21 protein-coding genes are annotated in these 17429 nt (G+C 59.1%); 19 read left to right on the forward strand and 2 right to left on the reverse strand.

Going from position 1 to position 17429, the window contains the following annotated elements; all coding sequences use genetic code 11:
• Position 1 precedes the first annotated feature (1 nt).
• Both OVA00_RS11495 and OVA00_RS11500 read left to right on the forward strand, forming a co-directional pair.
• Positions 2 to 508 (forward strand): hypothetical protein, encoded by a 507-nt coding sequence (locus tag OVA00_RS11495; protein ID WP_268088930.1) that lies wholly within the window; start codon positions 2 to 4, stop codon positions 506 to 508.
• Between the two features lie 6 nt (positions 509 to 514).
• Positions 515 to 1852, forward strand: a complete 1338-nt coding sequence (locus OVA00_RS11500) for a sensor histidine kinase (protein ID WP_268088931.1) — start codon at positions 515 to 517, stop codon at positions 1850 to 1852.
• A 20-nt stretch (positions 1853 to 1872) separates the two neighbouring features.
• Here OVA00_RS11500 and OVA00_RS11505 read toward each other — a convergent pair whose 3' ends face one another.
• Positions 1873 to 2715 carry a helix-turn-helix domain-containing protein gene (locus OVA00_RS11505; protein WP_268088932.1) on the reverse strand — a complete coding sequence of 281 codons (843 nt, stop codon included), beginning with the start codon at positions 2713 to 2715 and terminating at the stop codon, positions 1873 to 1875.
• Positions 2716 to 3280: 565 nt separating this feature from the next.
• On the opposite strand from OVA00_RS11505, the gene OVA00_RS11510 reads away from it, so the two are divergent.
• The 3 genes from OVA00_RS11510 to OVA00_RS11520 all read left to right on the forward strand — a co-directional run bounded on the left by OVA00_RS11510 (position 3281) and on the right by OVA00_RS11520 (position 5097).
• Positions 3281 to 3598 carry a DUF736 family protein gene (locus OVA00_RS11510; RefSeq protein ID WP_268088933.1) on the forward strand — a complete coding sequence of 106 codons (318 nt, stop codon included), beginning with the start codon at positions 3281 to 3283 and terminating at the stop codon, positions 3596 to 3598.
• 18 nt (positions 3599 to 3616) lie between these two features.
• The gene (locus OVA00_RS11515) at positions 3617 to 4459 is read left to right on the forward strand and encodes a hypothetical protein (protein ID WP_268088934.1); all 843 of its coding nucleotides are present in this window, start codon (positions 3617 to 3619) and stop codon (positions 4457 to 4459) included.
• 125 nt (positions 4460 to 4584) lie between these two features.
• The gene (locus OVA00_RS11520) at positions 4585 to 5097 is read left to right on the forward strand and encodes an invasion associated locus B family protein (protein ID WP_268088935.1); all 513 of its coding nucleotides are present in this window, start codon (positions 4585 to 4587) and stop codon (positions 5095 to 5097) included.
• A 78-nt stretch (positions 5098 to 5175) separates the two neighbouring features.
• On the opposite strand, the gene OVA00_RS11525 is transcribed toward OVA00_RS11520, so the two are convergent.
• Positions 5176 to 5820 carry a hypothetical protein gene (locus OVA00_RS11525; RefSeq protein ID WP_268088936.1) on the reverse strand — a complete coding sequence of 215 codons (645 nt, stop codon included), beginning with the start codon at positions 5818 to 5820 and terminating at the stop codon, positions 5176 to 5178.
• Positions 5821 to 6050: 230 nt separating this feature from the next.
• On the opposite strand from OVA00_RS11525, the gene OVA00_RS11530 reads away from it, so the two are divergent.
• The 14 genes from OVA00_RS11530 (at position 6051) to OVA00_RS11595 (ending at position 17428) form a co-directional block, all read left to right on the forward strand.
• A complete protein-coding gene (locus tag OVA00_RS11530) occupies positions 6051 to 6410 on the forward strand; it encodes a hypothetical protein (RefSeq protein ID WP_268088937.1) in 360 nt (119 codons plus the stop codon).
• A 253-nt stretch (positions 6411 to 6663) separates the two neighbouring features.
• Entirely contained in the window at positions 6664 to 7026 is a 363-nt protein-coding gene (locus OVA00_RS11535; RefSeq protein WP_268088938.1) for a lytic transglycosylase domain-containing protein, read from the forward strand.
• A gap of 5 nt (positions 7027 to 7031) precedes the next feature.
• Entirely contained in the window at positions 7032 to 7406 is a 375-nt protein-coding gene (locus tag OVA00_RS11540) for a TrbC/VirB2 family protein (RefSeq protein ID WP_268088939.1), read from the forward strand.
• Positions 7407 to 7424: 18 nt separating this feature from the next.
• The gene (locus tag OVA00_RS11545) at positions 7425 to 7706 is read left to right on the forward strand and encodes a type IV secretion system protein VirB3 (protein WP_268088940.1); all 282 of its coding nucleotides are present in this window, start codon (positions 7425 to 7427) and stop codon (positions 7704 to 7706) included.
• A gap of 76 nt (positions 7707 to 7782) precedes the next feature.
• Positions 7783 to 10122: a TraG/VirB4 family ATPase gene (locus OVA00_RS11550; protein ID WP_268088941.1), complete on the forward strand. Its 2340-nt coding sequence runs from the start codon at positions 7783 to 7785 to the stop codon at positions 10120 to 10122.
• The gene (locus tag OVA00_RS11555; protein ID WP_268088942.1) at positions 10119 to 10259 is read left to right on the forward strand and encodes a hypothetical protein; all 141 of its coding nucleotides are present in this window, start codon (positions 10119 to 10121) and stop codon (positions 10257 to 10259) included. The genes OVA00_RS11550 and OVA00_RS11555 overlap by 4 nt, the downstream gene beginning before the upstream one ends.
• A gap of 17 nt (positions 10260 to 10276) precedes the next feature.
• Positions 10277 to 11407, forward strand: coding sequence for a lytic transglycosylase domain-containing protein (locus tag OVA00_RS11560; protein ID WP_268088943.1), 1131 nt, complete (start codon positions 10277 to 10279; stop codon positions 11405 to 11407).
• 8 nt (positions 11408 to 11415) lie between these two features.
• Complete coding sequence (locus tag OVA00_RS11565) at positions 11416 to 12183, forward strand: type IV secretion system protein (RefSeq protein WP_268088944.1); 768 nt, start codon at positions 11416 to 11418, stop codon at positions 12181 to 12183.
• A gap of 8 nt (positions 12184 to 12191) precedes the next feature.
• Entirely contained in the window at positions 12192 to 12890 is a 699-nt protein-coding gene (locus OVA00_RS11570; protein WP_268088945.1) for a virB8 family protein, read from the forward strand.
• The gene (locus OVA00_RS11575) at positions 12887 to 13594 is read left to right on the forward strand and encodes a TrbG/VirB9 family P-type conjugative transfer protein (RefSeq protein ID WP_268088946.1); all 708 of its coding nucleotides are present in this window, start codon (positions 12887 to 12889) and stop codon (positions 13592 to 13594) included. The genes OVA00_RS11570 and OVA00_RS11575 overlap by 4 nt, the downstream gene beginning before the upstream one ends.
• The gene (locus tag OVA00_RS11580; RefSeq protein ID WP_268088947.1) at positions 13591 to 14904 is read left to right on the forward strand and encodes a TrbI/VirB10 family protein; all 1314 of its coding nucleotides are present in this window, start codon (positions 13591 to 13593) and stop codon (positions 14902 to 14904) included. The genes OVA00_RS11575 and OVA00_RS11580 overlap by 4 nt, the downstream gene beginning before the upstream one ends.
• Before the next feature lie 3 nt (positions 14905 to 14907).
• Complete coding sequence (locus tag OVA00_RS11585; protein WP_268088948.1) at positions 14908 to 15876, forward strand: ATPase, T2SS/T4P/T4SS family; 969 nt, start codon at positions 14908 to 14910, stop codon at positions 15874 to 15876.
• Between the two features lie 110 nt (positions 15877 to 15986).
• Complete coding sequence (locus tag OVA00_RS11590; RefSeq protein ID WP_268088949.1) at positions 15987 to 16397, forward strand: hypothetical protein; 411 nt, start codon at positions 15987 to 15989, stop codon at positions 16395 to 16397.
• Positions 16397 to 17428 carry a type IV secretion system protein gene (locus OVA00_RS11595; RefSeq protein WP_268088950.1) on the forward strand — a complete coding sequence of 344 codons (1032 nt, stop codon included), beginning with the start codon at positions 16397 to 16399 and terminating at the stop codon, positions 17426 to 17428. Before OVA00_RS11590 ends, OVA00_RS11595 begins: the two co-directional genes overlap by 1 nt.
• Position 17429 lies beyond the last annotated feature (1 nt).

Consider the following 17429-nt stretch of genomic DNA (forward strand, 5'->3'; position numbering starts at 1 on the left):
GATGCCTTTTCTGACATTACTCGGAATCGTATTTGCTGAAAATCCTGCTGGAGCAAATTTGTCAACGGCGAGTCCTTGCCGGAGGGGCGTGTTCCTGACGATTACAGGAAAAGTCGGAACAACAAGCAGCGACACAAATCGCGTCTATGAGATGTCGGAGCAAGAATTTCGTGCTTTGCCTGCCTCCCAGGTCTCGACAGAAACACCATGGGCCCCACGCAGCAACTTCGCCGGGCCGCTGCTCGGCAGCGTTCTCCAGAAGGTGGGAGCGCATGGAAACGAGCTGCATTTCTTCGCGCTCAACGGCTTTTCGATGAAGCTAGAACGCAATTACGCGGTCAAATATGGGATGATCCTTGCAACAAGTCGTGATGGGCAGAATCTGACCAGGCGAGATTGGGGGCCCATTTTTGCGATATATCCCGTTGATTCTTATTCGGCAGAACTGGATACGCCGGTCAATATATCGAGCATGGTTTGGCAATTGTGCGCTATATCTGTGGAGTAATATTTCGTGCCGCGTGGTATTCTGATTCCGGTTGCATTAATATCAGTATGTATTGCCCTGGTAGGGTATAACTGGAACTATATAAAATCGGAATATCTTGGATTCTTCAACACCAATACGGACAATCCTTTATACCTATATTGGCCAGCCGAACAGGCCTTTCATGCGATTCAAGATCTCGATCAGGACGCCCGACTGCTGGAGGCCGGATTAGTGATCGACGCGGATTTATTGGCAACCCACAACGATGTCCTTATTTCCAGCCTGAACATCATGCTTCGGCCATCCAAGCTGAACAGCGCTTATAGCAAGATGGACGAGTTTGTAGCCGTGCGACCCCTATTGCACGATTTTGCGAGCAACGTCCTGCCGTCGTTCGGTACGACTTTGTCACGATCGGAGGCGCAAGCCTTAAAGCCCCGATTGGAAGATATGAAGCAAGCGTTGCGAGAAATCGCCAAGGCTGCGTGGATCCACGACAGCTTCGAAAAAGAACGGTCCCTGAAAAACATTCGGTACGTGTCAGGCATTATGGGCATTGTCGCCGGATTGCTGTTTTGCGCCGTCATCGTGCTTGTCGTTCTGTGGTTACGCTATCAAGCGACGTTGACTGCGAAGGAGCGTGCCTTGGCGGGAGAGGCAAGGGCAGTTGCTGAAAAACTGCAGTTTTTGGGAATGATCGGCCATGAATTGAGAACGCCGCTGCAAGTCCTCATTTCCGCTGTGGACCTGATTGAGAAACGGTCTCCGAGAGATGAAGGCGACGCGATCAAGAGGATCCGCAGAGCGGTCAACAGTCTCTCGGTTCAGCTCCGGGATATTCTTACACTTGCGCGATCGGGGACCGGCCGCATCGAATTGCAGTCAGGTCCATTTGACGCGGTCGAACTCGTGAAGGAAGTGGTCAGGGATCACCGGCCAACGGCCGCGGCGAAGGGCATAGAGCTTCGGCTGGGCTGCTATGATGAGGCTATCTTTGTGTCGTCAGACAGCGAGCGGATCAGCCAAATCTTGAACAATCTGATTTCGAACGCGGTCAAGTCTACTTTGGCCGGATACGTTCATTTGGAGGTTCTGCCATTCGATCCGAGGTTGGCAGAGTTAAAATTGCGCGTGGCAGATACAGGGCCAGGACTGCCCGCTGGCATGCTAAGTGTCGGTGCTGACAAGTCGCCTCGAAGCCTGGTCCGCGGGCAGGGAATTGGCCTCACTGTGGTGCAAACGCTTTTGGCTCAGTTGGGCGCCAAGATGACAGTCGACACGAACAATGGCGGCGGAAGTATTTTCGATCTCAGCGTGCCGGTTGTTCCGTTAGACGACGCCAACGTGGGCAAGAATTCTTAGCGGCCGTCAGCTTGCGACCATCATGCAGGTCTGAAACTCGAGTGGAGAGCGGAGATGAGAATGGGCATACTTAGCGGCTTCTGAAAATACTTGAGATTATAGGCAGTCATAGCGGCCGCAATGCTCTGTTCGTCGGCTGCGCCCGTTGCAATCTGGCCGGTCAGCACAAGGATGGGGCAATAGGGGTTTCTCGCACGGATATGCTGAATAAGCGCGAATGCCGTGTGTTGTTGCGCGTCCTCTTCGATAATCCAATCCAGCACGTAAGCGTCGTAATCAGTACCGTCTTCCAACTGGCTTGGTCTGCCAAATACGAAAGCTTCAAAACCCGCTGCCTCGAGATGCTGCTTTAGCATTTCAGCGGTATCAGCGTGGTCGTCAAGAATAGCGACACGCCGACGCGGGTTGGTGGTCTCGACCAACAGACGCGTGACCGCATGCGCGCCGAACACCAGCTTGTTGTCTGCTGTCGTCACCCGCCAGGCACCACCTTCAATTTGCGCTGCAATCAAGGTGCCGGCCGGAACCTGTGTAATAGCTTCGCCGAGCTTAAGTCGGCACGGAATGATGCGATTGTTGATCACAACCGAAGCTTCGACCATGGAATCGGTTTTCGCGACGGCTACGAGTTCTTGAAGGGTCTCATTGAAGTGTTCGGCAATTTGCTTGAGCTCTTCCAGCGACCACGACGCGTTCATGGTCATGCGCCGATTTCCCGCTGAATAGGACAGGCCAAGGATTTCCGCGACTGTTACAGAGTGGCGATATTTTGGAACGCCGTGTCGGTTGAGGAGAGCGGTGACGCATTGCGCGGCAAGCGTGGCTCCGTTCTCATCTGAATTTTGTTGCGATTCATTTATCATTGCCTGGCCCTTAGCATCTGCTGAAATTCGCTCCTCTGCTCAAGTTAAACCCTTGAAGCGAGCTTTCTTTGCTCGTATAACGTTCAACAACTCGCGTAATCTGATTATATGAGCGTAATTACGATTTCCTTGACCCAATAAGTTTCCCCCAACAGCGATGGTGGGCACTCGCACCCGCAAACTCTAAACGGAGCGAAGTTTTGCGTCCACCGCGCGGCGGGTAACCGTAGCGCGTGTGCCTTGCCCGAAAGTGGTGCATTTTTGTGCAGCCGCTTTTAACTTTGCCGTGAGGTATTTTCCATGGTCGTTGTTCCATTTCCCAACAAGGAGGCGGCAGCCAGACGCTTTGTTTATCGCAACTGTCCAGCACGAAAAAGAGAGAAGGAAATTATGGACAAGACAAAGCGGCGAATCATCCGTCCCCGCGCACCCGCCAACGTTGCCGCCTTGCTTATAACCTTGGCCTGCTTCACAGCTTCAGGCCCCGGTTTAGCATCAGCTGATGCAGTGTGCGTCGATCCTGCCACCGGAGCATCCATGGGGACGACGACGGTCGGAGATGGACATGACTGACCTCGTGAGCTTCATCCGCTTCGACGGCGACAAACTGACGGGAAACATCGCCTCGATGGCCTACGACAATGATCTCACCGGCGAGGCTCTTCAGAGCGACAACCCGAAGGCACCCGTCTACCGGTTGTTCGGCAAGAGCCCCCGCGGCCGCAAGATCGACGTGGGCGGCATCTGGGAGAAAACGAACCAGAACGGCGGCAAGTATTTCACGCTGACCGTCAACACCGGCTTCGGCAAGCTCAACGCCAATCTCGGCCGCTTCCCTGGCCAGGACGACGAGGATCTGATGTCCGTCATCCCGTGGGATTGATTTAAGAGGCCATCAGTCGTGCAACTTGAGGCAGATCTGGCCTCTGAAATTCTTGGGACCGCGCGAATTATGCTTTCTCTTCATTATGAATTTTTCGATGCTCGTTGCCCCTCTTGTGACACCGTCATCGCCGTCGTTAGCGGCAAGGAAATGTCGTCGAAATCCCGTCATTCGCTCATTGAAGACCGCTACGAGATCACAGACATCTGGCCTAAGGGCGAAGCCCAGATGTTCGCCTGCTTTCTTGAGGTCGGTCGGTGCCACTATTGCGGCAAATCCTACGGTTTCACGAGCTGCAACATGCTTGCGGTGCCCTTCGAAGAAAGGGGAGCTGCGGAGGAGATCGTTTTCAGGCATATTGGCGCCGACCAGGAAAGCTATTTCCGTCTAAGCGGGAATGGCTTTGACGGTTTCGCCTCCATTGCATCATCCACGCTTGGCAATGTCGTCTGCTTCAGATCTGGGCCGTTTTGCCTCGAAGACGTCGACCTGGAGGCACTTGCCGATACAGATGTCGTGAGAAAGCGCTCAGCGGGAAGTTCCGAGCTGTGGGAGAAGACGACGCATATCTTGCTGCAGAACTGGAGCGAAATGCGTCGCATCGTCAATATGAGCCAAGGGCTACACCCAGTCCATGCCGCTGAACGTATCGCGACGCTCTGCAACACTTTTGCCCAACCGGAGATGTGGCTTACGGAAACGGTTTCGCGGATCGTGAAGCGGCATTGCGATGCCGCTATCGTGAATTCCGTTACGGCTGAGATCGTCGAAGCGACGATACCATTGCTCACCGCGTGGCACGGCATTGACAGTGGTCGCGAGCTCGCCGAGGTTCCCGCTCAAGGTTGGTACCGCAAATGAATTTCCGAACGTGGCGACCATTTATCACTCTTACCACGATCGTATTCACGATTGCTTCTGCATCGGCAGGACCGCGCCTTGCATCGCTCGATGTTCCAGGCGAAGTCGTACCATGGGGCTACCGTATGACCGTCGAGCGGCCGCTCGGCCCCTGGACGCTACGCTGCGCTCTTTCCGTTTCGCAAAACAAGCGCCTCTGCGCACTGGAACAGACGTTAACGACCAAGGGAGGCGGCCTCTTGTGGCGGCTGACGCTAACGGAAGAGGAAGAGCAGGTCCTGGTCTTTTCGGGACCTGCGGACCTCGACCGATCCGTAGGTCTCTCGATCGGCGCCGGTTCGTTCGCCGGCATCATCAAGGATGATGAGTGGTCTTACCAGCGCGTCTGCATCGCCGTGGTACGATTTGACGGTCTGATGCAGATGCTGCTCCTGGAGTCGCAACAGATCGGCATGCATTACCGTACGCGTGCGGGCAAAGACGTGCAGCTCACGGCGGCGATGGATGGTTTCGAGAAGGCTCTGGAAGAGGCAGGAGAGGATCCATTCGGCAAGCGACCCGTGAAGGCCTTGCTAAAGAGCGTGCCAATTCCAATGAACCGCCCCGCCGGAGCAGCTGATGCCTCCACAAGCGAGTGACCCTGTGGGGCTTCGGTAATCGGAGCGGCGCACGGTGTGATGACGCCGCTCCGGGGCGTCCAACGGGTGGCGGGCGCCTCAGTAGCGTACCACTTCGGTGTAATACACGCCTTTGTAATCCTTGAAGCGCATGACGATCGCTCGAAGAGTTCCTATGGCTAAACTGGGCTGGTTTCGATAACCGATCACACGTTGATATTCTCTGTTGCGGCCGTAAGTCTGATAGATCGGGACGCGGCTGCCCCCAACGGCTTCGACAAGCCACCCAGGACCGGACTCAAAACTAGCACCTTTCCAGCGGAAAGTGCCATTCTGGTCGTAGTATCCGGATCTCGTGTTGTCGCTCACTCTTGTTCCATGGTCTTCCCGGTAACGCCGATACTTGACGTCAAAGAGTTCGATGGCATCGCGGTAGTGCCAAACGTCGGGCGTTAAACCGTCGGAACCCAAGCTCATCGCTGAGGGGCCGATTGCGGACGCAACATCTGCGGAGAGCCCCATTGGGCAGTTCCAAAGCTGCAGCGGAGGCTCGACAGGTACAGGGGTAATGCGACGGATCATTTCGGCTTTCGCTGCGGTACATTCTGTGCTGGCAGGAAAGCCGCCGGCCAGGCAAAGCAAGATTGCGCAGTCAATAGGATAGGCATTGGCGGGAGTAGGGGAACCGATCGCCCCAAGTACGCAGGTCGCAGCCGCGGATGCGAGTAGCTTGATCTTAAACATGATTCATCTCCTGGAATGAGCACGGAAGGCCAGCGGTCAAAGGGTAACATCCACGTGACACCGATGGCGTGTTTGAGAAGTACTAACCGTTTATTTAGCAGCAATACCGTGTATTGACAAACGATGGGCGATCGCTGTAGACCGATTCAGTAAATGGGGTGCAAAAATGCGCGCAAACTGGATAGAGTCCGCCGATTCTAAGTCCAGAGCGGGTCAGGAGGGCACCTTTGATGGCTGTATTTCGGTTGGAAAACGGCGTGAGCGAGCAGGCCTTTAAGGAGCAACTCCAAAGCAGCGGCAAGCTGCTGATTGTTTGCACCGAGACGGCCGTGCGTGACGGCAGTCGCTTACATGGACTCTGGCAGTTTTACGTTCACAACGAGGCGAATAACAGATGGACGCCGCTCCACATGTTCCGTCTTGTGAAAGGTAAAGCGCAACCGCGGGTATTCAAAACGATCGATGGCGTTTTCGGATACATGCTGGAACTGGGTCTAACCGTTGCTCCCGTACCGATGAAGAAGGGCGACGGGTGTGAGGTTGAGGCAAGCGGTACCCCTACTTATCACCCTGACGTCAGTTTGGACTGAATGGGCATGGGCGGACGACCTTGTTCTTGTGTTGAACAGGGACACCGGGTCGTTCACAGCACGAGATCAAGCCTCATCCTTCGCCCGCCATTTTGGCAATGGCGGAATTCCCCTCGACATTGAACCTGCAGCAACAAGCGAGAGTGCTGCCGCGCCTCGCACTGCCCTGCGCACTCCCCCAGCCGAAGTCGCCTCAGCCATTGAAGATGTTGCGTCGCGTTACACGACTCACATCGGACTTAGGCGCGCCCAGATGTCGCCGGCCGAGTGGCAGTCGTTCTACCGCGCCAACATTGAAATCGAGAGTGGCTACAACCCCGCGGCCATCAGCAAGGCCGGCGCGATCGGGCTCGGCCAGCTCATGCCCGCGACCGCCGCGCTACTCGGCGTCGATCCCACCGACATGAAACAGAACCTCGACGGCTCGGCCCGGTATCTTCTGATGCTGCTCGACCGTTTCGCCTCAAAGGAACTGGCGCTCGCCGGCTACAACGCCGGGCCTGACGCCGTGACGAGATATGGCGGCATTCCGCCATACGCCGAAACACAAGGCCACGTCCGCAAGGTGATGGCGGTGTTTCACAGAATGACTGTCGCAACAGCAAGCAAGGAGTGAAACCTATGTCAATTGCGATACCGGCCAACGCCCGGCCGGCAAGGGCCACCGGCCTCAATCTTCATCTCGCCGATGCGCAGGCTGGCTTCATCACCAGAACGGCTGTCTTCATGGCAATCGTTTTTGCCATGTGGATCCTGATGATGGAACCGGCCGCCGCGCAGCAAATCAACCTCAATCCCGTGACGACTTTCCTCACCTCGATCACGACAGCACTAACGGGAACGCTCGGCAAGACAATTGCCACACTGGCATTGATTGGCGTGGCCATCACCTGGTTCTTCGGCGTCATCGACTTCCGCCAGGCCATGTGGGTGATCGTGGCAATCGTGTTCGTCGGCTCGGCGTCCACCATCGTCAGCAGCTTGTGGGCGAGCTGACGAAGGGAGCGGGGCCAAATGATGGTGGAGCGTGACACGATCTACATGGGCCTGTTGCGGCCGGCAAAGCTGCTTGGGCTTCCGAGCATGGCTGCCCTCATTTGGTTCGTCTCCGGGGCTGTCGTCTTCATGTGGAGCGAGAGCTTCTGGGGCCTCGGAACGCTGGTCCTGACCTATCCGGCTCTTTACGGCCTGACGCTCTGGGACCCCCATTTTTTCGACGTGATCGCCGTGACGACGAAGCATTTCGGCGTCGCGAGAAACAAGGCACTTTGGCAGGGGTACTCGTATGAGCCGTAAGAGCAGGAGAGAGTTTTCGCCCGGTTTTCTGCAGCTCTTCCATTCGCAGCAGGGAAAACGGGTTTTTCCCCGCGCGATGAAACACGAGCTGCAATTTGAGGACGATCTGCCGTTCGTGTCGCTGCAGGAGGACGACAAGACCATCCTGACGCGCGGCGGCGAGCTCCTGCAGTGCATCCGGATTGGCGGCCTCAATTCAATGACGGCGAATGATGCCGACATCGAGGCGCTGAAGGGCCAGATCGCCGATATCGTCTCCCACGCCGGCGTCGGCCATAGCCTCTACGTGCACAAGATCAGCCGGCCGTTCAAGCCGGAGATGGCGTTGATCGAAAGCGACAGCTTTGCAGGATCGCTCGACAAGGCCTGGCGCGACAATCTCGCGCAGCGGCGCCTTCGCGACAAGACGCTGACCATTACCGTTCTCAATCGGCCCACCAGCATCGTGCGGACGCTGAAGTGGGGCGAGAAGCTGCAGGAATTGCGCGCACGGTCGCGCCGGGCCGACAACATCGAGCTGTTCATTGCAGACAAGGAAAATCGCCTTGCCGCGCTCAGCGACCTGGTCGGCGTGATCGTTTCGGCAATGTCCGCCCATGGCGGGCGTGTTCTCACCGGGACGAGCGGCGAACTCATCGGCTTTCTCGAAGGGATCGGAACGGGCATCGAACTTCCCACCTACCCCAGCCAGGAGCTCGCGATCCTCGCCCGCAACGTCGCGAACTATCGCCCGACGTTCCGCGGTACGAAGATCTTCATTTCCGGCGGCACGGTTTCCAACCGGGTCGGGCAGATCTTCGCGATCAAGAACTACCCGCGGCAAGCCTATGCCGGCATGTTCGACGAACTGAATCTGCCACTCGACATGGTCATCACCAATTCGTTTGTGCCGATTTCGGAAGACAAGGCCGGCGAATTGTTCCGCCGCACGGTCAAACAGCGCCGAAGCATCGGGGATCCAGCGCAGACGGACCAGGCGATCCTGGAGGAAGGGCGGGACAAGGTCGCAAGCGGCCTTGAAAGCTTCGGCCATCATCACATGACGGTGGCGATCTACGCTGAGGACGAGGAAACCCTTCGCAAGGCGGCTCAGGAAGTTCACGAGATCGCCGGGGCGAAGGGAACGAAGCTGATCACGGAGGCCTTTGCAGGTCAGGGCCACTATTTCGCGCAATGGCCGGGCAATGCCAGCTATCGCGCGCGCACCGGCCTCATCAGCAACCGCGCCTTTGCCGGCATGGCGGCACTGCACAGGACTCCAACCGGTCTCGAGGGCTCGGAGCTGCCGTGGCGGACACCGATTACCGTTTTCCCGACGCCGGAAAACAGCGCCTACCAGTTCTCCTTTCATCCGGCCGGTCGGCCGGATGCGGAGCCGCCATCCGGGCACATGATGATCTACGGCCCGACGGGAGGCGGCAAGTCGGTGTTGATCGCCTTCCTGGCGGCGCAGGCGGCACGCGTCGGCGCCCGGATATTCGCCTTCGACTACCGTCGGGGTCTGGAGGTCCAGATCAAGGCGCTCGGCGGCAGCTATTCGACGATTTCGCCTGATGTGCCGACCGGGCTCAATCCGCTCTATTCAGAAACAGACGCGGCCGGGCAGATGTGGCTCAGCGACTGGCTGACCGCGCTGTTGAACCGAAAGGATCGGCCGTTTTCGCCCGTCCAGATACAACAGCTGCATGATGCCGTCGTGCAGAATGCCCGGGCGCCAGAGCATCTTCGCAATTTCTCGAACTTTCCGGCGCTCTTTCGTCACGTCGACGATCAAAGCGACCTCGAGCAGCGGGTCGGGGAATGGGCGCCGGGCGGCCGGTACGGCTGGGTATTCGGCAGTAACGCCACCGATAATTTCGCGCTGAACAGGTCGGTCATGGGTTTCGACCTGACGGCGCTGCTTGATTCCGATCATGAGAAGGAACGCACGGCGATCCTTGGTTATGTGTTCCAGCGGCTCGAGAGGAAGCTGCAGGACCGTCGGCCGACACTCATCGTCATCGATGAGGCGTGGAAGGCGCTGGCGACCGATTACTTCGCGGCCAAGCTGCAAAACTGGCTGGTGACGGCCCGCAAGCTGAATGCGGTCGTGATGATGGTGACGCAGTTTCCGTCACAGCTCGAAATGAGCCCGGCCGGCCTGTCGATGCTTCAGGCCGTGCAGACACAGATCTGCATTCCGAACCCGCGTGCGACGGAAGACGACTATGCGGTGCTCAACATGACCAGCCGCGAGCTCAAGGTGATCCTCGGTTCGTCTCCGGCCTTACGCCTGGCGCTCGTGCGCAACGATCGGGAGTCGGTCGTCGTCGACGCGAACCTGAACCGGCTTGGCGACACCTTAAAAATCCTTGGCGGCGGTCCAACGGGACAGCGGGCGCTCGATCGGTTCAACGAAAATGGGGACCTGAAATGACCAGACTTATCCTGTTGTGCCTTCTCGCCGGCGTCCTTTCCGGTTGCAATTCGGTCGAGCCGGCGCGCTCGAAATGTTTCCGCTTCGGCAGTGCCTGCACCTTCACGCCCTTGCCTGAACTGTGGGCGCGCCAATGAGGGGGCGGGTTCCACGCTTGCGCATCACCTTTGCGATCGCGCTCGCCGCCAGCACCCACCTCGCATGGGCGCAAGGCGTGCCGATCATCGACGGCAACGGTCTGGCGAAAAGTCTGGCGATCACGTCGACGCTCGAACAGGACGTCGCGGTTCAAGGCCAGAAACGCTCGCGCCAGTTGGAACTTCTAAGCCTCGACGCCGACATCATCGCGGAACTGGACAAACTGATTGCCGCCGGTGAACTGCCGGCGGCCGATACCGCGCAAATGGTCGAAACGCTCGAAGAGGGGGCGGGAGATCCGAAAGCATCGGCCGACAACCTCTACAGTCCGGACGAAAAGAACCCGGCGGCTGACAAGACCTTTGGCGACGCGGCGCTGACGGTCGAGCAGGTGATCATCGCCGGCGCCAAGGCAACCTACGGCCATGCCGGCGTCAGTGCTGCCGGCCTGAGCCAGGCGCAGTGGCGTGCCCTGCTGCAGGCGCTGATCTGGCAGGAGAGCCGGTTCAATCCGTTTGTCGGATCACCGGTCGGCGCCTGGGGCCTGACACAGCTGATGCCCGGCACGGCGGCGGAAATGGGTGTAGCCGGCGATTATCGGACAAACCCCTATTCGCAGGTCGTGGGCGGCGCGACCTATCTCGCCAAGATGCTGAACATGTTCAACGGGGACGTTGTGTTGGCGTTGGCAGCCTACAATGCCGGCCCTGGCAACGTTCGCAAGCACGGTGGCGTACCGCCGTTCAAGGAGACGCAAAACTACGTTCGCGTCATCCCGGCGAAGTACAACGAATATCTGGCGAAGATCGGCGGGGTCGACGCCGAGGGAACGATCGAGCCGGTGCTTGCAGCCGGCGCCAATCTGGCCATGACCGGCGACGCCACGTCTGGATACGGCAGCAACACGGCCTCAGAGATCGCCGCCATTGCCCACCGTCTGAAGGCAATCATCGGCAAGATGGAGCAGAACGAAAATCCGACGCAGGCGTGGGCGCTCAATACCTACGCCCGCGCAGAAATGGCGCGGATCATGACTTTGCGCGTGCGCGTGCTCGCCGCCCAAACAAAGCAGTTCAGTGCTGAGGCACTGAACGAAGCGACCGCCCAGGCGGTCGAGCGCCAGTACATGCAATTCTCAAACGATTGAGGCTTAATATGAAGATCAGACGTTTTTGTTTGGCCGCAGTTCTCTCCGTCTCGCTTGCTTCCGGCGCCAATGGGCAGGGCGTGCCAACGATCGACAGCCAGAACATCCTCCAGACCATCAAACAGCTCGAAGTCCTGTTGAAGGACGCCGGCATCCAAAGTGACATGCTGGCGAACGGGCTGAAGCAGCTGGAGCAGTTGCAGCAACAACTGACGCAACTGCAGGACATCTACAGCAAGTTTACCGGCATGCGCGACATCGTCGGCATGGTGATGGACGGCGACCTCAACGGTCTGCTGAACGGCAACTTGACTGACGTCCTCGGCACGATCCAGGCGGGGATGAACGGCGACTGGTCGGGCTTCACTTCGGGCAAGGCCTCCGCGCTGAAGCAGGGCGTGCAGAAGACCCTGTCGGCGGCCGGTCTCAGCCAGGAGAAGGTTTCGAGCATGGCGTCATCAGCCGTGCCAGGCGCTCAGCGGGCAGCGGCCCAGGCCTCCGGTGGGGCAGTGCTGGCGGCAACAGCGCAGCAAACCTACAAGGAAAGCGGCCAGTCGCTGTCGCGCGTCAACAAGATGGTCGAGCTGACGAAGTCGAGCACGGACATCAAGGAGTCGATCGACCTCAATACGCGCATGCTGGCTGAGCTGTCGCTACAGCTGGCCAAGAGCCTCGAGCTGCAATCGGTTGAAGCGGTCTACACCGGCCAGGCCGGCGTTAACGCCGCGGCCGCGATTGCCGAAGAGCGCGCCTACATGACCTTTTCGAACGAGTGAGCGCGGCCATGGCGACGGTAAAGGAAGTCCTCGAAGAGGAACTGATCTTCGGCGCACGCGACCGCGAGGCGCGATGGCGCAAGATCGCATTCGTCAGCATGGGTTTTGGCGCGGCTGGCTCAATTTTGGCAGGTGTCACCGCGCTTGTGGTCGACAAGCCGGCGCCGGCGCTGATCCCGTTCGATCCATCGACTGGCTCGGCCCTGCCGATGGCGAATGTCGGAACGATCAGCATGGCCGAGAAAGAGGCGGTGATGCAGTCGCTCGTCTATGCCTATGTGCGTGACCGGGAGAGCTATAACCAGCTCGACAACGACCTACGCATAGAAAGCGTGTTCGCGCGCTCGACCGGACAGGCGCAAAGATCGTTGCAGGGCCTGTGGGACGCCAGCAATCCGGAATATCCGCCAACGGTCTACGGGGCCAACGCCCGGATCGACGTAGCGGTCTCGTCGATCGCCAATATCGGCAACAACCGGGCGCAGGCGCGGATCACCAAACGGCTGACGACGTCCGAGGGCATGACCGAAGGCACGTTCATCGTGACGCTTGCCTATGCCTATGACCCGTCGACGCTGCGCAACCTCGACGGCGTTTGGGCGAACCCGTTCGGCTTTACGGTGGGCGAGTACACGGTCGCCGCCGAGCGATACCGGGAAGCCGCGGAAGGGCCGCAAGAGGGCAAGGCGGAAGGAGGCAAGCAGTGAAAAGAAGTCTCATTTGGACAGCACTTCTGTCGATCGGTGTTGCCGGCTCCGCGCTCGCCGAGGCCGTGCCGCCGTCGGGACGCTACGACAATCGGGTGCGCAACGCGAGCTACGTCGACGGGCAGGTTTATCGGGTTAACACCGGCGTCATGCGCGTAACCTCGATCGAATTCGGTGTCGGGGAAGAGATCGTCAGCATCGTTGCCGGCGACACCGAAGGATACAAATACGATGCCGTGCCAGGCGGCCGCGCCCTTGTGGTCAAGCCGCTCTTGGCGGGCGCCACGACCAACATGACTGTCTATACCAATCTGCGGGCCTATTACCTCCAGTTGCAGGAATCCGGCCGAGGAGCGAACTACGTCGTGCGCTTCAATGGCGGTGTCGCCGCGCAATCGAAAGCAGGCGCTGACCAACCGATAAAGACGGTGCAAAAATCGGCGCCCTATACGCGCTACGGGGCAAACGTGCTGACCGACATCACACCTCAGCAGGTGTCGGATGATGGCGCCTTCACCTATTTCCACTTCAGCCTGAGGGGAGAGGTTCCCGCGATCTTCAAAACGACGACCGGCGTCGAGAAGACGGTAAACAGCACGACCATGCCGGACGGGACTGTGCGGGTGAGCGGCATTTCCCGGTACTGGGTCGTGCGGCTCGGCAAGAGCGAGGCAGTGATCAAAAGAATGGAGCCGGCGCGATGACAGAAAACCCGGACAACGATCTCGAATCGGGTGCGGCGCGGCTGGCGGCCGAAGTTCAGGAGGCGCAAAAGCGCAATCGCCAAGGGGTGCACCCGGGCGGCGCCAAGCAAAAGCTGCTCGGAGCCGCCCTGTTCGGGGCGACGTCGTTGGCCGTTGCCGTGATGTTCTGGCCGAAATCTGATAGCGACGCGAACCAGGAGCTGAAGACCGCTGAAGCGGACCAGTTCCAGACGGCGGACGGTTCGCCGTTCGGTAAAATGATGCTGCCGAAACGCATGCCGAGCCTGCCGGCGGAACCCGATCCCGCATTGCTGCAACAGATCGCGGCTCTTCAGGCCGAGCTCGAGCGGCTGAAGAATGCGCCGGCGCCGGAGACGAAGCCCGACCCGGAAAAGGAAAAGCAGCTTAAGGCGCTGATCGCGCAACTGTCGGAAGTCCAGAAGTCGCTCACTGACGCGCAAAAGGCCAATGAGCGGGCGCTCGCCGATCGCGATCTGCAGCTCAAGCAGCTCCAGGCGCAACTGGATGCGGCACGTTTGCAAGGAGGCTCGGGGCCGGTGGACACCGGCGCGGAAAACTTCAATCAACGCCGGGCGACATCGCCGATGATTGCCTATGGCGGCCAGGCGGCAGCGCAGGCAAGTGCGAGCGAGAAGGCGTCGGCCGACCCCAACGAAGGCCGGCGGCTGAGCTCGAATGAGAAGTTCGCGCGCGAGCAAGGCAAGATATTGCCGATCCAGCGCGCCAAGATCATCGCCAATCCGTCGCATACCGTCATGCAAGGCACGATGATCCAGGCAGCACTTGAAACCGCCATCAACACCGACCTGCCCGGCGCCATTCGCGCCATCGTTTCGGAAGACGTACACAGTTTCGACGGCTCGCGGGTGCTGATTGCACGCGGGTCGCGGGTGATCGGTGCCTATTCCGACAACGTCTCGCTTGGACAGCGAAGGGCGATGGTCGTCTGGCACCGGATCATCATGCCGGACAATCAGACGGTGGAGATCGGCGCCTATGGCGGCGATGCGATCGGCCGGTCCGGTGTCGGCGGCAAGGTGGACACCCACTTCATGGAACGTTTCGGCTCCGCGGCGTTGATCAGCGTGATCGCGCTTGCGCCCTCGGCGCTTACCGCCAGCGGGGACACCAGCGAGACCGTGTCGGACACGGCGGAAGCCATGTCGGACAACATGAGCGAAGCGATGAGCAATACGCTGAGTGCCTACCTGAACAGGCCTTCGACGATCGGTGTAGACCAGGGATCGGCCGTGACCATCATGGTCGATCGCGACCTGGAGATCTTCTGACCCGTGAGCTACCTCGAACATTACCTGAAGCGGTTCTCGAAGTGGTTCGAGGATCCCGCCATGGTGGAGCTGGCAATCAACCCCGACCGCAGGATCTGGATTCTGCGGCGGGGCGACGTCTCGATGAAGGACACCGGCGAAACAGTCGACCCCGGGCTTTCCAAGGCGCTAACGGATCAGATTGCCGGCGCCAGTCATGCGCAAACTGGACGCGAAAAACTCCTGGTATCGGCGACCGTCACCTTCAAGGACCGTCCGATCCGGACGCAGTCGGTGGTGGCGCCGGCGACCGCCGGAGAGGCCGCCCTTTCGTTTCGTCTGTTCGCCTCGTTGCCGATCGACGAGATCGAGCTCAAATATCTGCACGGCAAGCAGGTGTCGCTCAGACACGAAAGGCAAGAGCGCAACAAGAAACTGCTGGCGCTCGCGGCCGCGGGCGATCTGATGGACGCGCTCAGGTTCTGCGTCGAGCACAGGCTCAATATCGTCATTTCCGGGGGGACCGACACGGGCAAGTCGGTGGCATTGCGCAAGCTCATCTCGATGATCCCCGACGACGAGCGCATCGTCACCATCGAGGATGCGCGCGAGCTGTTCCCGGCACAGCCGAACGCCGTGGCGCTTCTCGCCGATCGGGCGGGCACGACGCGCACGACGGACATGCTGCTGGAGGCAACGCTGCGCATGCGCCCGGACCGGCTGATCGTCGGCGAGGTTCGCGGCAAGGAGGCGATGACTTTCCTCGAGGCCGTGAACACCGGCCATGGCGGCTCGATGACGACGATACACGCGGAAACGCCTGAACTGGCGCTCGACCGGCTGGCTATCGCCGCCGGGCGGTCCGACGTGCCGATGAGCTATGGCGATCTGCGCAATTACGTGCTGCGCACGATCGACGTGATCATTCAAACGGGCCGTGTTGGCGACACGCGTGGCATTGCAGAGATTTTCATTCCGGAGAAAGCAGCATGAACAAAACGGTACTTCTCGGCCTGGCTTCTGTCGTTGCTGTCGGCATCGGCGTTGCGATTGCGGCGATCGGACTTCAGAGCTCCGCGGCTGAAACAGCTGCCGCCCCAAAAGTGGCGGCCGATCTTGAGGCCGGCGCCGTCAAGGCAATCGAAAAAGAGCGGAACTACATGACGTTCTCCAACGACGTCAAAATGCCGCCAACCTACAAGACCGCTGGAGGCTGCACCGCCTACGATCCTCCAGAAATCGCCTACAAGACGCTCGTCGGATCAAGCAGTGACCGCATTCTTAGGAAGATTTATCGGCGCCAGGTCGTCGCCGGTATCGAGAAAGCTGGCAACAAATGTTCCTGTGAGCTGCGTTTCCCGACCTGGGATGCTGCCTTGCAGGAATACGAAACGCGATTTGCCAATCTGGCCGATGACGATTCGAGCGCCTGGGTGTTTGATTTTGTGCATACCGAGATGCTCGTGAACGGCGAAAATCTCGACGATTTCTGCTCAAAACAGGGTGTCTTTTGATGGGGATCGTCGCGGATTTTGTCAAAAGAGCCCAGGATCAACTCGACGGCGCTGCTGCATCGAGCTTTGGCGCGGTTGTCTCGGGCATGTCAACGACGGTGTCCGCCATGGCAACGCTGGCGGTGGTCCTGATCGGTGTAAACATGATCCTTCAGTACCGCCCGATGTCCGCCGGCGCCATGCTGGTGACGATGATCAAGCTGGTTATCATCATCAAGATCGGGCTCGTCTGGTCGCAGTTTCATGCTGTCGCATCTTCGGTCGAGGACGGTATCAACAGCATTGCGGCGCGTCTGCTTGGTTCCTTCAGCGAGAATGCAGGCAGCGCGAACAGCCTGGCTGCGGCAATGGACGGTTTTATTTCGGACTTTTCCACGAAGGCCAACGCCACCTTGAGCAACCTGTCCTGGATGGCCGGCGCGATCATGAGCGTGGTTATCACCGTGTCGCTCGGGGCAATTGCGGCGGTAACGGCGCTGTTGCTGGTGTTCGCAAAGGTGATGGTGACGGTCTATCTGGGGATTGCGCCCGTATTCATCGTCTTGAGCATGTTCGAAGCGACGAAAGACTACTTCAACAAATGGCTGCAGGGCGCGATCAGCTACATGCTCTATCCCCTTGTCATCGCGACCATGCTGGGCGGGGTCATCCGCATTGTCAAAGCCTATATGTCAAACCTCGGGGCTCAATCGGTTTCCGAGTCGGTGGCCGACTACCTCCCCTATATGGCCTGCCTGATCATCATGATCCTTTGTATCCTGTGCATCCCGATGATCGTCAGCTCTCTGAGCGGCGTGATTCAGGCTGTTAGCCCGGGCGGTGTCGTGGGCAGGGCTGCGAGTGCCGGACTGGGCGCAGCGGCTATGGCCAGGGCCGGATTGTCGGCTGGCCAAAAGCTCGCCAACAGCGAGCTCGGCAAGCAGGCGGCGGCAGCCGCATCGACAGGCGCCACCAACCTGGCGGGCGGGGCATTGAAGGGAGGGATCAGCCTTGCGGAAGAGATCGCTGCTCGAACGTCAAGGCTTGGATAAA

Origin of the sequence: Ensifer sp. SL37, from assembly GCF_026672675.1 — a bacterium.
Lineage (GTDB): Bacteria > Pseudomonadota > Alphaproteobacteria > Rhizobiales > Rhizobiaceae > Ensifer > Ensifer adhaerens.